This is a genomic window from Desulfobacter sp., from assembly GCA_028768525.1.
In the GTDB taxonomy this organism is placed as follows: Bacteria; Desulfobacterota; Desulfobacteria; order Desulfobacterales; family Desulfobacteraceae; genus Desulfobacter.
Map to the genome: position 1 here is coordinate 2,056,381 of CP054837.1, position 13,918 is coordinate 2,070,298.

The following is a 13,918-nucleotide window of genomic DNA, read 5'->3' on the forward strand; positions in this document are numbered from 1 at the left end:
CCGTACTACTATTCATCCGGCAGCTCGTATTCAGCCGGCAGCTCGATTTCCATGCCCGCTCACCGGTCCTGAGGAAACGGCATAGACCAGTGCCGACGAATCCGTAAGCCCAAGAAGCGCTTTGGCCTCATAATCATATATGGCACCGATGCCGCAGCATCCCAGCCCCAGAGCGGCCGCCGCAAGATAAATATTCTGTGCTGCCCTTCCGGCGGTAATCATCATCTGCCGGTACCCCCCCGGGCCGTAACATCTTTCCAGTTCATCAAGGTCGGAGATGAACAAAAAAGTTACAGCCGCGCGGCTGATCCATGCCTGGTCAAGGCAGGCGGCCCCCAGGGCCGGAGCAACCCTTCCCCGCCTGATGAGCGACAGGCGGTTGCAGTCCCCGGAGAACAGATAAAAACCGTCTTCCAGGCCTTCCAGGTTCTGGCCGATCATGCCCAATCGCAGGAGACGATAGGATAGGGCCTCGGTCATATTCCCGGCATCCGCCCCGATCCTGGACAGCAGGTCCTGCCAAAGGGATCGTGGCATGGGCTCCCTTGAAAAATTTCTCCGGGACCTGCGCCTGAAAATCATTTCTTCCAATTCACGAAAAGATTCCGGTCCGGCCCCCCTGATCAGGCTGCGGCCCCGGGGCAGGGCCATGACCGCCACAGGATCGGCCTCTGTCACCGTCATCCCGGGGCATTGTTCCCCGGTCCGGCGGGTTGAACATGCGGCATGAACTGCCGGCAATTCCCGGAACCCCTCCATATAGGCGGACTCCCCCCGACGGCCAATTAATTCAGGGGAACAGGATACCGTAGCATTCTTCACCCCTTCCAGGGCATGAGACACACCTTTGTTCCATCCAACGGCCACACAGCCCAGGACCGCCTCCATACTCCTGTCCAGTCCCAGCAGTTCTCCCGCGTCCCTGTCCCCCGCATCCCGATCTATATAATGGCTTGTCCCAAGGGCCCCGAGCACCAGGCTGAGATTCTGAATCAGGTGCCCCCCGTCAAGAAGCATATAGCGGTATGCACGCCCCCGGTATTTCCAGGCACTGTTAAAATAAGCGGCGGTAATAATGATCCCCATGCCCCCATCGTCGACCGCTTTTGTCCCCTGCCGCCTCCTCAATTGTACCAGGCTGTTGTCCATGGGATCATAATAATACACTCCTGTCTCAAGCCCGCCGGTATCCCGGGAAATCACAAGGTATAAATGACAGGGATAAAGGCCGCCGGCCGATGGAACAACCCGCTGCACCAGGGGGATGCGCCCCCGGTTTTCCACTGCGGTCACCCCGTATGCGGCAGACAAAAAGCGGGATAAGCCCTCCCTGGAAAGCCCTCCCGTCGGAAAAAGCACCTGGGGGCCCGCATTGCCTGGGGACCCGCCAAGGTTAATCCGCTTTCCCCTGCCATAGGGTTTAACGGGCAAAGGATAATGGTCAAAATCCGGATAATGGGGGGAGAGTCGGTGGCGGACATGGGCATGGGCCCATGTCCGCCCGGGGAAAAAAGATTATTGGCCTTTTCCCTCTTCCTCAACCTCAGCCTCCATGATCATCATGCATTCATGGCATTCCAATTCGATATTGGGCACGTCTCCGTACCGCTTTTTCAACTCATCCTCCGACAGATGGGAGGTGCCGCTGCACCCGCACTGGGGGCAGGATGTTGTGATTCTGTATTTTTTCTTAGACATGGTTTCCTCCTTCATATCCGCTCAGGAGTTATCGCCCTTGATTCTCGGATCATTGGGTTTTCCGGCGCAGTCCGGGGTATAGCAGGTGTTGTCCACAAAGGAGCAGTCCTTTTTACATGAGGGGCACTCCTCGGGCGGGGTGTCGGCTTCCAGGTTATATCCGCAATTATTGCATATCCAGCTTGTCATGATTTATCTCCTTTTTCTTTTGGAGCGATTTTATGTTTAGCGGTAAACGCCGCGCTCATCAACATGATATACAAAAACCATGCCTGGCGCCTGGACTTAAAATAGTATTGACATTTCCCGCATATCTTGGATGATGAATGGACCGAGAATAAAAATCGAACAGGACGTTGAATTTCAGGCCATGCAGGATACGTTGAAAAATATACCACAGATTCATACCCGATACCAGTGCACAGCCCTTTAATAAAGACCTGAAAAAAGCACGGGCATTGCATTATCATTGTGCCGGGACCTGAATGCCGGTTCAACACCAAAGGAGTTGTTCAATGACCCTAGAAAAAGAATTATCCATCCCCCTGGACACGGGGGACAGTGTATCGGCCGTACTCCACCTCCCGGAACCGCCGCCTTCCCCTGAAGTGGATTCCCGGGGGGTGGTCATTGCCCACGGCATGTCAAATGACATGAATAACCCGCTGATCGTTGCCATGGCCCGGGGGCTTGCCCAGAACGGCGTTGGCTGCCTCCGGTTCAATTTCCTCTACCGGGAGCGGCAGAAAAAATCCGCAGATCCGGAACACCGCCTCATCCACACCTTTGCGCAGGCCATGGCCCGGATGAAAAAAGAGATAGGGTCAGGCCCCCTTATTGCCGCCGGCAAATCCCTGGGGGCCCGGATGGCCGCCCAGGCAGCGGCCAACGGCGACATCGCCCCGAAAAAGCTGATTTTCCTGGGCTACCCCCTCCATGCGCCGGGAAGAAAGGACAAACTGAGGGATGCGCCCTTGTACCGGATCAAGCAGCCCATGCTCTTTTTCGAGGGCACCCGGGATCCTTTTTGCGATCTGGCGCTGATGGACAAGGTGCTGGAAAAAATCACCACTCCGGTAAGGCTTAACGTCGTTGACAATGGAGATCACGGCTTCGGCCTGCCCAAATCAGACCCCAGGCCACGGGAAGAGATATTCTCTGGCATGCTGGAGACATGCCTGGACTGGCTATAGGAGATTCCCGCCGTGGAAATCGAACTCTTTGAAATACGGAACCACATCATTTCCCACCCCCCTTTCCGCCATCTGCCCAAAGAAGCGGTGGATGAACTGGTTGCCCACGTTCAGGTCGCCTACTTCAAATCCAATGCCATGATTCTTGAAAAGGGGCAGGCCGCAGAATACCTTCATTTCATCCGCAAAGGGGCCGTGGAAATTTTCAGAAGCTCCGGGGAACTGCTCACCCGCATGGGAGAGGGGGAGTGTTTCGGCCAGTTCGCCCTGATGCGGAAAAAAAAGGTGAGATATCCGGCCAAGGCCATTGAAGATACCCTGATCTATCTCATCCCCGATGACCGGTTCCAGATCCTCTACGACCGGTTCGACAAATTTGCCGATTTCATGGAGGAAGACAACAGCATTAGACTTCAGCATGCGCTGGAACAGGGACCGCAGCGCTGGAATGGGAACGAAATTCAAACCACGAGTCCCTCAGGGCACCAGGGCAATCCCCTGCTGTTCTCAAAACTGAGCACCCTGCTCCACAGTAAAATCATTACCGCATCACCGGCGGTAACCATCCAGGAAGCGGCCCGCATCATGACCCGGAACCGGGTCTCGTCCCTGGTGCTTTTGGCAGAAACCGGCAGCGGTCCTCCCATTGCCGGCCTGATCACGGACCGGGATTTAAGAAAACGGGTCATCGCCAGGGGGATGGCCCTTTCCGCACCGGTGTCGGACATCATGTCCCGGAACATCGTTACCCACCAGGCCGGTGACTTTGCCTTTGAGGCCATGCTCACCATGATGCGCCACAACCTCCACCACCTGCCCATTCTGGACAATGACACCCCCCTGGGGGTCGTCACCGTCTCCGACCTGATCCAGTACGCCTCCCACGGTTCCATATTCATCGTCGGCGACATCTTCCGCAAAAAAACCGTGGACGAACTGGCGGATCTGGCCCCGGATATCAGACGCCTATTTGTCCAATTGGTCAACGAGGGCGCCAACGCCCACACCATCGGTGCGGCCCTTTCCCGGATCGGCGTGTCCCTTTCCCAACGCCTTCTCCAATTGGGTGAAAAAGAATTGGGTCCCCCGCCGGTGCCCTACTGCCTGCTGGCCCTAGGCGCCATGGCCAGGGACGAACTGACCCTTCTCACGGACCAGGATAACGCATTTGTCCTGGACGATGCCTTTCATCCGGAATCCCAGGACGCCTACTTCAAAGCCCTGGCCCGGTTTCTCAGCGACGGCCTGCACCGTTGCGGGCTGCATTATTGTAAAGGCAATATCATGGCCACAAATAAACAATGGCGCCAGCCCCTGTCCGTTTGGAAATCCCAATTTTCAGACTGGATCGACAACCATGACCCGAGGGCCCTGCTCAATGCGTCCATCTTCTTTGACCTGGACGGCATCTTCGGCGAGACCCGGTTTGCAGATGAATTAAAACACCTCATCCGGACCAAGGCCGGGGACAGCCCCCGGTTTCTGACCTGCCTGGCCAGGAACGCCCTGCTGAGGCGGCCGCCCCTCGGCTTTTTCAGGCAATTTGTTCTGGAACCCGACGGGGCGCATAAAAACACCTTCAACCTCAAACGGCGGGGCACCGCCCCCATCTGTGACCTGGCAAGGGTACATGCCCTGGCCTGCGGCTCAACCAAACTAAACACGGAAAACCGGCTGGAGGATATCAAAAAAACCGACCTCCTGGCCGAGGGGGTGGGGGACGACCTGCTGGACGCCCTGGAATTCATTTCAATGGTCCGCATCCGCAACCAGGCCCGTCAGGCTGAGCGGAAAGAGGCCCCACACAACAATGTCCACCCGTCCACCCTCTCCGCCTTTGAACGGCGCCACCTCAAGGATGCCTTCCAGATCGTGGCCCGGGCCCAGGATTTTCTGAAATTCAGGTACAACACCGGCAGGGGGAGCAGCAATTCAAGATGAGACCCAGGCCGCGCGACCATAAACAGGCCCCCCACACCGCCGCCGAAGACTGGCAGACCAGGTTCAACCACCTGTCCCGGAATGTTACCGATCCCCGGCTCAAGGCATTTTACAGGGCCTCCTGCGTTCCGGCCCACACCCCGGTCAAAAAGGTAAACTTCATGGCCCTGGACCTGGAAACCACAGGCCTGGACCTTGAAACCGACGCCATCCTCAGTATCGGCTACATCCCCCTGAAATTCAACCGGATTTGCTGCAGCAGCGCCCGGAACATCATTATCCGCCCGGGGGAATCGCCTGAACATCCGCTGGCCGAAATCCACGGCATCACCCACAGCCACCTGAAAAATGCACCGGAATTCGACAATATACTCGAAGACCTCCTGAACGCAATGGCCGGACACATCATCCTGGCCCATTACAACACCATTGAACGGGGATTCCTCGACAGGGCCTGCCGCGAACTGCTCGGCCAGCCCCTGGAATTTCCGGTGGTGGACACCATGGAACTGGAAGCCAGGATACATACCCCATTCACCCCCAATACCTTTCAGCGCTGGATGGGCCTTTCGCCCAGCCCTTCCCTGCGCCTCTCCCATTCACGGGAGCGCTACGGCCTGCCGCGGTATACCCCCCACCATGCCCTGACCGACGCCCTGGCCACCGCAGAACTGTTCATGGCCCAGGTGGCGGACCGGTTTTCCCCGGAGACGCCGGTGGGGGAACTCTGGATTTAACCGGCGCCTCGCCATATCTTGACAAGCGCCCCTGTATCTGGAATAGTCCTTGCTTTACCCTGACCATAATCAATATAAGGACATATAATGAAACGAATTTGTGTATACTGCGGCTCCAGCGAGGGAAGGGACCCCGGGTACAAGGCCGCGGCAAGGGCCCTGGGCCGGGCCATGCTGGAGAAAGGCATCGGCCTGGTATACGGCGGCGCCCAGATCGGTATTATGGGCGAGATCGCCAACACAGTGGTCAACGGCGGCGGGGAAGCCATCGGCATCATGCCGAAATCCCTTGCGGACCGGGAAATCTACCACACCGGCCTCACGGAGCTGAAAATCGTCAACTCCATGCACGAAAGAAAGGCCATGATGGCGGACCTGTCAGACGGATTCATTGCCCTGCCCGGCGGCCTGGGCACCATTGAAGAAATTTTTGAGGTCCTGACCTGGGCCCAGTTGGGATTCCACCGCAAACCCTGTGCCCTGCTCAATGCCCTGGGATACTACGACCACCTGTCGGCATTCCTCGACCACACAGTGGACCAGGGGTTTGTCAATAACGCATCCCGTACCATGATCATCACCGAGGCAGACCCCATCAGCCTCATCCGGCGATTCGAATCCTACGAAGCGCCGGTGGTCAATAAATGGATCGACCGGGACAACACCTGACCAGGAGGCGGTCATGACAATTAAAACCGGAAAAATAAACGTTCGGCTGGCAGCCCTCTGCTTTTTTTTCATTGCCCTGGCAACGGCCCATGCGGGTTCACCCGTATGGAAAATCACCAAAGGCGGTAATACCCTCTACCTGGGCGGCACCATCCATGTACTGGGGGAATCAGATTATCCCCTGCCCCCGGAATTTGACCGGGCCTATCAGGCATCCGAAATTATCGTTTTTGAAACGGACATTGCCAAAACCCAGGATCCCCAGTTCGCCCAGGCCATAATGGCCCAGATGCGCTATACCGGCCAGCGGACCCTTCAACGCCTTATCCGTCCCGCAACCTTGGAAGCCCTGGGCCGGTTCTCGGCGGAAAGGGGCATCCCTGCTGAAAACCTGCTCCCGTTTAAACCCGGCATGGTTATGGTCTTCCTCACCATGGCGGAAATGGAACGGCTGGGTGCCGGCGGGGCCGGCGTTGACGAATTCTACTTCAAAAAGGCCGGGCAGGACCAGAGGTCCCTGCGCTTCCTTGAATCTCCGGAAGCACAGATCCGTTTCCTTGCCGGCATCGGCGCTGGCAAGGAAGATAAAATGATCACCTACATTTTAAAAGATATCCAAAAGCTCCCCCGGCTGCTGCCGGTGATGAAGCAGGCCTGGCGCAACGGGGACAACGCCCGCCTCTACAAAGAGACCCTGGCGCCCTTGAAAAAGGAATACCCGGAGATATACAATTCACTGATGGTCAAACGGAATCTGGCCTGGATGCCGGTCATTGAACAGATGCTGGCCACCCCGGCAACCGAATTCATTTTGGTGGGTGCCGCCCACCTGGCCGGAGACCAGGGTCTCATCACCCTCCTCCGGGCAAAAGGCGCCACCGCCGTCAATCAATAGGGAAGGCCAGCCCTTACATTGGTCCTTGGACCGACCGGCCAGTTCCTGTCACAGGGGAAGGGTTTTCTTCTTTAACCAGTCCTGCACCTCCGGGGTTAGGCCGGGTGCCAGTTTTTCGTAGACCTCGTGGTGGTAATCGTTGATCCACTGGATCTCATCCGCCGTAAGCAGGGACCGGGCCATCAGTTCCCGCTCAAAATGACAGAGGGTCATGTTCTCGAATGTCAGGAACTGGCCGAAATTGTTTTTTTCGGCCTGGGCCACCATGACCATATTCTCCAGCCGGATACCGTATTCCCCCTCCCGGTAAAGCCCGGGTTCGTTGGTCAGCAGCATGCCCGGTTTCAGGGCAACATCAACGGGAAAGGGGCTGATCCTCGCCGGGCCCTCGTGGACGCAGAGAAAAAAGCCCACCCCGTGGCCGGTGCCGTGGCCGAAATCCAGGCCCTGCTGCCAGAGATACTGACGGGAGAGGGTATCGATCTGGTAGCCCCTGGTGCCTGCGGGGAACCTGGCCGTGGCCACGGCAATATGCCCCTTTAGCACCAGGGTATAATCCCGCATCTGCTTTTCATTGGGGCGGCCCAGGTGGAGGGTTCGGGTGATGTCCGTGGTCCCGGTCAGATAGTTGCCCCCGGAATCCGTCAAAAACATTCCGTCCTTCGTCAGGGCGGCATCGGTTTCATCCGTGGCAGAATAATGGCACATGGCTGAATGGTCGCTGAATGCCATGATGGAATCAAAGGAAGCCTTGATAAAATCTTTTTGTTCCCTGCGGAACCCAAGCAGCTTCTCAGCAACGGAGCGTTCCGTCAAGGGCCCGGGTGCATGGGCCAGCCAGTGTAAAAAGTTGACCATGGCACGGCCGTCTTTTACGGCGGTCTCCCTGATATGGCCGGTCTCCACCTTATTTTTAATACACTTCAGTTCGGTGGCAGGATTCTTCTTTTCTATGATCTGGACACCGGGATTGACCTGCCGGCAGAGATAATCGCTCACTATCTCCGGGTCAACCAGAAGCCGCCCCCCCGCCTCCAGGCCGGCCAGGGCATGGTCAATACCCTGATAGGGTTCAAGGGAAATGCCCTCCCCTTCCAGTTCATCCCTCACCCCGGCAGACAATTTATCCGGATGAATGAACAATTGGGTCTGCTCAATGGACACCAGGGCAAAGGCCAGGGCCACCGGATTGGTATGGGCATCCTCCCCCCTGAGATTAAAGGTCCATGCAATATCGTCCAGGGCCGTCATCAGATGGAAACCTGTGCCATACCCAGCCATTTTCTTGCGGATCTCATCCAGCTTTTCCGTCCGGGTTCGGCCCGCATAGGCCGGATCCAGGACAAAGGCCTGTGCACCAGGCATGGGAGGACGGTCTTCCCAGATCTCCGAAACCAGATCCAGAGACGTGTCCAACTCAATACCCTTGTCTTCAAACAGGGCTTTGTATTTTCTGAACTGGGCTAAAGACAAAAGCTTTCCGTCCATTGCGATCCGGCTGCCCCTGTCCAGATTATCGGCCAGCCAGACCTGGAATTCAGGCACTTCAGGTTCCCCCTGTCTGAACAGCTGGAATTCGTCCATCTGGGATTTAGCCTGGATCCAATACCTGAAATCGGTCCACAATCCAGCCGTGGAGCGGGTCACCACCGCAATGCCGGCCGATCCGGTAAACCCGGTCAGCCAATGCCTGGCATGCCAGTGGTCCGCCGTATATTCACTCTGGTGGGGGTCTGAACTGGGAATAACCACGGCCTCCGCCCCGTTTTGTTCCATCGCCGCCCTCAGGGCAGCAAGTTTTTCTGCTGTATTCAAATGATGACTTCCTGTGTTTTGCTATTTTATTTTAAACCGGTTGATCAGTTCATCCAGCTTTCCGGTCTGGTTCTCCATCTCCCCGGTATCCTTATTGATCCGGGTGCAATTTTCAGAGACCCGGATTCCGGCCCGGTTCACCTCCTCCATTTCCCCGGCGATTTCCGTTGTGAGTTCGTCAAACTGGGTGACGCTGTCATTTACATCGGCAATGCCTGTGGCCACGCCGGCGGTATTGTCTGCGATCTCTTTTGTGGTGGCGGACTGCTCCTCAATGGCCGATGCAATATCGTTCACCGCGTCACTCATGTTGCCGAAGGTCTTGGAAATGGTATCCATTTCCGTCACCGTGGTTCTGGAAGAGGACATGATATTCTCTATTTTCGCCTTGATATCCCGGGTGGCCCCCGCAGTCTGCTCGGCAAGGGCCTTGATTTCACCGGCCACAACGGCAAACCCCTTACCCGCCTCTCCGGCCCGGGCCGCTTCAATGGTGGCATTGAGGGCCAGCAGGTTGGTCTGCTCCGAAATCTCATTGATGGTCTCGGTAAAAGCGTTGATTTCACCGGCATCCCTGCCCAGCTGCCTCACCTTTTCCCCGGCCTTGCCGATCTTCTCCCCGGTGTCGCTGCTCAGGGCACGGGCCGTCTCGGCATTACGTGCAATTTCGTTAATGGTGGCGGTCATCTCTTCTGTGGAAGAGGCCACGATATCAAGATTATCCGAGGCCTGGCCCACCACCTGTGAAATATTGGAAATCCCCGCACTGATCTCACCCGTGGATTTGGTCACCGAACGGGTGACATCCATCATTTTTCCGGAACTGCCGGCAATATCCTCAGCCTCCTTCCGGGTCACCGACACGGAACTGGAAAGCGCGGCCGAGCTTCCTGCGATTTCAGAAATCATATCCTGGAGTTTTTGGATAAAAAGATTAAACCAGCGGGATAATTCACCGACTTCATCCTTGGAATGAATGTCAATGCGCTTGGTCAGGTCCCCCTCCCCTTCAGCCACATCCTTGAGCCCTTCGGTCACCCTGAGGATGGGTTTTACCATGGAACTTGAAAAGAACAGGGCCAGTGGAATGGTCAGCACCATACAGCAAAGATAAACGATGCCCATTGTATAGACCACCTGGAGGGTGTTCTGCATTACCCTGTCCGACGGGGCAAGCAGGGCGATGGCCCCGGCGGAATTTGTATTTTCGTAGATGGGCAGCAGGCCCTGAAAATAGTCCTTGCCGCCTGTTTCAAGGGTGCCGGCCAGTACCTCCTGGTTTTCAAGACGCCAGTCCTTGCCGGCTGAAGCGGGAACCCCTCCCATATCCAGGCTGCTGTACTCACTTAAATTCCCGGCGGCAAACCTGTTTCCGGCAAATATATTGACATGAAGCCCGGTCTGGGCGGCCACATCAGCGGCAAATTCCTTGCCCAGAGACTTGGACAGAATCACGGCGCCCACCTGTTTGGGTTCCGTCTGCTTGGTTTTTTTATTGTACTTTTCTACCATGATGGGAACATACATGGCCAGGACCAGGCGGTTGCCGTCACGGCCCAGGCGGCCCCAAGGGGCTGTCCCCCCTGTCCCGGGCCGGGAAAGTGGTGTTGAAAGGCCATCAATGCCGGGCCGGCTCTCCCATTTGCTCTTTTTCAGGTCCGCATCCTTGCCCACCCGGGTGAACTTAAACGCCTTCTCCGGGTTGACATAATAAAAACCGGCCACCCGTTCATCCCCGTTCTGCTTTTCGGTAAAGGCCAGCAGTTCCCCTTCGGCATCGTAAAGGGACAGGGCGTCCAGATCATTCCCCGATGCCGTCGCAAACAGGGCAGAGGTCAGATCGATGAAACCGGTCTCGGTCATGACCAGGTCATAATCCTTCTTAAAATCGCCCAGGAATTTGACATTTTCACTGACCTTGAACAGGGTGTCCATCTGGGCAATTTTAAGAATCAGATCGCCCTTGATATCGGCAATCTTTGATTTCACCGTCTTGGCGCCGGCCGCCAACCCGTCATTTACCGCTGTCACATTCTGATTGTAGGTCACCCAGGAGACCACAAGGGAGGAGGAAATCATCACCAGCACAACCACCAATAAGATCACGCCAAGTATTTTCTGCTTCATTTTCAAATTGAATACTTTCATGCTCCTCCTTATTCTGCTATGGTTCTTATATTATTCCAATAATAACAAGTTCCATACACGTTTTAGGATTCTTTCTCAATCTTTTTCCCCGCCCGATTTCCCGTGATGCCCTCTTCAACCGGCATAATCGTATCAGCAAAACATGAAAGGAGCCCCATGAAAACCATCATAGAACCCTTTCGCATCAAAACCACCGAGCCCATCAAAATCATCACCAGGGCAGAACGAATCCGGGCCCTGGAGACGGCCCATAATAACGTATTTCTCCTGGATGCCGAAGACTGCTGCATCGACCTGCTCACAGACTCGGGTACCGGGGCCATGTCCACCCGGCAGTGGGCCGCCATGATGCTGGGGGATGAATCCTACGCCGGATCCAAGTCCTGGAAGCATTTTGAGAACACGGTGAGGTCCGTCACCGGGATCAAGCATGTGCTGCCCACCCACCAGGGCCGGGCCGCTGAGGCCATCCTGGCCCAGACCCTTATAAAAAAGGGGAACCTCATCCCCAATAATTCCCATTTCGACACCACAAGGGCCAATATCGAATATGTGGGGGGCATTGCCGTGAACCTCCTCTGCCCCGAAGGGACGGACACCGCCGACCAGTCCCCCTTTAAAGGGAATATGGATATTGACAGGCTCAAAACCTGCATTGCCGAAAACGGCAGTGACAACATCCCCTTTGCCATGATCACGGTGACCAACAACACCGGCGGCGGGCAACCTGTGTCCATGGCCAACATCAAAGAGGTCAAATCCATTCTGGCCTCCCACGGGATACCATTGATCATCGATGCCTGCCGTTTTGCGGAAAACGCCTATTTCATCCATGAACGGGAACCCGGATACCGGGGGAAAAGCCTTGTGGACATCGCCCGGGAAATGTTCTCCTATGCCGACGGCGCCACCATGAGCTGTAAAAAGGATGGGCTGGCCAACACCGGGGGATTCCTTATCTGCAACAACGACCACTGGGCAGAAGAATTCAAAAACCTGCTCATCATCCGGGAAGGATTTCCCACCTACGGCGGCATGGCCGGACGGGACCTGGAAGCCATTGCGGTCGGCCTGATGGAGGCCCTGGAATATGATTACCAGGTCTACCGCCAGGCAACCGTCAGATATCTGAGCAAAAAACTCATTGACATAGGGGTACCCATTGTCCGCCCGGCCGGGGGCCATGCCGTGTTCATAGATGCCAGAAAGATGCTGCCCCGTATCCCGCCCCTCCAGTATCCGGGCATCGGAGTGGTCAATGCCCTGTATATAGAAGGGGGAGTGCGGGGGGTGGAACTGGGCTCCGTCATGTTCGGCAGCTTTGACAAAGGGGGCAGGGAAATTCCCTCCCCCCTGGAACTGGTCAGGCTGGCATTCCCCCGGCGGGTATATACCCAGAGCCATTTTGACTACCTTACCGAGGTGATCCGGGAGGTCTGGCAGAACCGCTCAAAAATACCGGGATATGCCATTACATACCAGGCCCGTTTTCTGCGCCATTTCACCTGCAGGTTTGAGCCGGTTTAAACCTGTTTAAGCAGCGTAAACTCTGAATTGAAGGGGCTTTCTTTTTTTGCTTGACTATATAATCCTACGTTTTTATAGTGATCGACACTCACAATTTAATTGTAAGGTATGCTGTACTTTTAATTTTTTAATTTAGAAGGGGAGAAAGAAATGAAATCTATTCTGAAATCTTTTGCTGTTGCATTTGCCGCAACTGCTCTGCTCGCTGCACCCGGATTCGCCGCAGACACCATTAAGCTCGGTGTGGCCGGCGCCCATTCCGGCGACCTGGCATCCTACGGCCTGCCGTCCGTTAATGCCGCCCAGTTGGTAGTCAAAAAAATAAACGCCAACGGCGGCGTTCTGGGCAAAAAAGTTGAACTGCTGGTTGAAGACGATGTATGTAAACCTGAAGTGGCCGGCAACACCGCCACCAAACTGGTATCCGACGGTGCCAACCTGATTCTCGGACACATCTGCTCCGGTGCCACCAAAGCGGCCCTGGGCTTCTACAAAGATGCCAAAATCGTTGCCATGTCCCCGTCTGCCACCAATCCGGACCTGACCCTCTCCGGCGAATACCCCAACTTTTTCAGGACCATCCCCCACGACGCCAAACAGGCACAGCTCCAGGTACAATTCGCCACCAAGACCCTGGGTGTTAAAACTGTGGCCATCCTCCACGACAAGGGCGACTACGGCAAGGGCCAGGCTGAGCTTGCAAAAAAATACTTTGAGGAAGCCGGCGTTGAAGTGGTCCTTTTCGAAGGCGTCACCCCGGGTGCCGTTGACTATTCCGCCATCGTAACCAAGGTCCGCCGTAAAAAACCCGAACTGGTAGTCTGGGGCGGATACCATCCTGAAGCGTCCAAAATTGTCACCCTGATGCGCAAGAAAAGAATGAAAACCCTTTTCATGGGTGCTGACGGCGTAAAAGACGATACCTTCATCAAGGTTGCCGGCAAATACGCAGAAGGCGTTTATGCAACAGGTCCCATGGACATCTCCAACAACCCCCTTGCCAAACAGGCTAAAAAAGAACACCAGGACGAATTCGGTTCAGATCCCGGCGCCTTCTTTGATGCGGCCTATTCCGCAGCCCTGGCCATGCTCAACGCCGTTGAAAAGGCCGGCTCCACCGATTATGACGCGGTTGTAAAAGCGCTGCAGACCGAATACGTGGACACCCCGCTGGGCAAAATCAGATTTGACCAGGCCGGCGACGCCACAGGCATCGGCTTTACCGTTTACCAAGTTAAAGACGGCAAGTTTACTGAACAGAAGTAAACGCCCGTTTGCACATCCCAAAGGGCAGG

General features: G+C 55.8%; 12 protein-coding genes. 7 read left to right on the forward strand and 5 right to left on the reverse strand.

Annotated elements, in window-relative coordinates; translation table 11 throughout:
- Window positions 1–30 precede the first annotated feature (30 nt).
- From HUN04_09510 to HUN04_09520, 3 genes are all read right to left on the reverse strand, one after another.
- On the reverse strand, window positions 31–1,311 hold the full coding sequence (locus HUN04_09510) for a SagB family peptide dehydrogenase (GenBank protein ID WDP89931.1): 1,281 nt from the start codon (window positions 1,309–1,311) through the stop codon (window positions 31–33).
- Window positions 1,312–1,515: 204 nt separating this feature from the next.
- Complete coding sequence (locus HUN04_09515) at window positions 1,516–1,698, reverse strand: hypothetical protein (protein ID WDP89932.1); 183 nt, start codon at window positions 1,696–1,698, stop codon at window positions 1,516–1,518.
- A 21-nt stretch (window positions 1,699–1,719) separates the two neighbouring features.
- Window positions 1,720–1,887, reverse strand: coding sequence for a hypothetical protein (locus tag HUN04_09520; GenBank protein ID WDP89933.1), 168 nt, complete (start codon window positions 1,885–1,887; stop codon window positions 1,720–1,722).
- Between the two features lie 326 nt (window positions 1,888–2,213).
- On the opposite strand from HUN04_09520, the gene HUN04_09525 reads away from it, so the two are divergent.
- The 5 genes from HUN04_09525 (at window position 2,214) to HUN04_09545 (ending at window position 7,133) form a co-directional block, all read left to right on the forward strand.
- Complete coding sequence (locus tag HUN04_09525) at window positions 2,214–2,891, forward strand: dienelactone hydrolase family protein (GenBank protein WDP89934.1); 678 nt, start codon at window positions 2,214–2,216, stop codon at window positions 2,889–2,891.
- Window positions 2,892–2,903: 12 nt separating this feature from the next.
- Window positions 2,904–4,832 (forward strand): cyclic nucleotide-binding/CBS domain-containing protein, encoded by a 1,929-nt coding sequence (locus HUN04_09530; GenBank protein ID WDP89935.1) that lies wholly within the window; start codon window positions 2,904–2,906, stop codon window positions 4,830–4,832.
- Entirely contained in the window at window positions 4,829–5,569 is a 741-nt protein-coding gene (locus HUN04_09535; GenBank protein ID WDP89936.1) for a 3'-5' exonuclease, read from the forward strand. The genes HUN04_09530 and HUN04_09535 overlap by 4 nt, the downstream gene beginning before the upstream one ends.
- Window positions 5,570–5,656: 87 nt before the next feature.
- Window positions 5,657–6,238 (forward strand): TIGR00730 family Rossman fold protein, encoded by a 582-nt coding sequence (locus tag HUN04_09540; GenBank protein ID WDP89937.1) that lies wholly within the window; start codon window positions 5,657–5,659, stop codon window positions 6,236–6,238.
- Window positions 6,239–6,251: 13 nt separating this feature from the next.
- Window positions 6,252–7,133: a TraB/GumN family protein gene (locus HUN04_09545; protein WDP89938.1), complete on the forward strand. Its 882-nt coding sequence runs from the start codon at window positions 6,252–6,254 to the stop codon at window positions 7,131–7,133.
- Window positions 7,134–7,181: 48 nt separating this feature from the next.
- On the opposite strand, the gene HUN04_09550 is transcribed toward HUN04_09545, so the two are convergent.
- Complete coding sequence (locus HUN04_09550) at window positions 7,182–8,948, reverse strand: aminopeptidase P family protein (GenBank protein WDP89939.1); 1,767 nt, start codon at window positions 8,946–8,948, stop codon at window positions 7,182–7,184.
- A 21-nt stretch (window positions 8,949–8,969) separates the two neighbouring features.
- Window positions 8,970–11,096, reverse strand: a complete 2,127-nt coding sequence (locus HUN04_09555; GenBank protein ID WDP89940.1) for a methyl-accepting chemotaxis protein — start codon at window positions 11,094–11,096, stop codon at window positions 8,970–8,972.
- Window positions 11,097–11,252: 156 nt separating this feature from the next.
- Between HUN04_09555 and HUN04_09560 the strand changes: the two genes are divergently transcribed.
- Complete coding sequence (locus tag HUN04_09560) at window positions 11,253–12,623, forward strand: tryptophanase (protein ID WDP89941.1); 1,371 nt, start codon at window positions 11,253–11,255, stop codon at window positions 12,621–12,623.
- 150 nt (window positions 12,624–12,773) lie between these two features.
- A complete protein-coding gene (locus HUN04_09565; protein ID WDP89942.1) occupies window positions 12,774–13,889 on the forward strand; it encodes a branched-chain amino acid ABC transporter substrate-binding protein in 1,116 nt (371 codons plus the stop codon).
- Window positions 13,890–13,918 lie beyond the last annotated feature (29 nt).

Excerpts from the sequence above, each read along its gene's own strand:
- HUN04_09515 (WDP89932.1), bottom strand. The coding sequence starts at position 1,698 with ATGTCTAAGAAAAAATACAGAATCACAACATCCTGCCCCCAGTGCGGG.
- HUN04_09520 (WDP89933.1), bottom strand. The coding sequence starts at position 1,887 with ATGACAAGCTGGATATGCAATAATTGCGGATATAACCTGGAAGCCGAC.
- HUN04_09525 (WDP89934.1), top strand. The coding sequence starts at position 2,214 with ATGACCCTAGAAAAAGAATTATCCATCCCCCTGGACACGGGGGACAGT.
- HUN04_09535 (WDP89936.1), top strand. The coding sequence starts at position 4,829 with ATGAGACCCAGGCCGCGCGACCATAAACAGGCCCCCCACACCGCCGCC.
- HUN04_09540 (WDP89937.1), top strand. The coding sequence starts at position 5,657 with ATGAAACGAATTTGTGTATACTGCGGCTCCAGCGAGGGAAGGGACCCC.
- HUN04_09545 (WDP89938.1), top strand. The coding sequence starts at position 6,252 with ATGACAATTAAAACCGGAAAAATAAACGTTCGGCTGGCAGCCCTCTGC.
- HUN04_09555 (WDP89940.1), bottom strand. The coding sequence starts at position 11,096 with ATGAAAGTATTCAATTTGAAAATGAAGCAGAAAATACTTGGCGTGATC.
- HUN04_09560 (WDP89941.1), top strand. The coding sequence starts at position 11,253 with ATGAAAACCATCATAGAACCCTTTCGCATCAAAACCACCGAGCCCATC.
- HUN04_09565 (WDP89942.1), top strand. The coding sequence starts at position 12,774 with ATGAAATCTATTCTGAAATCTTTTGCTGTTGCATTTGCCGCAACTGCT.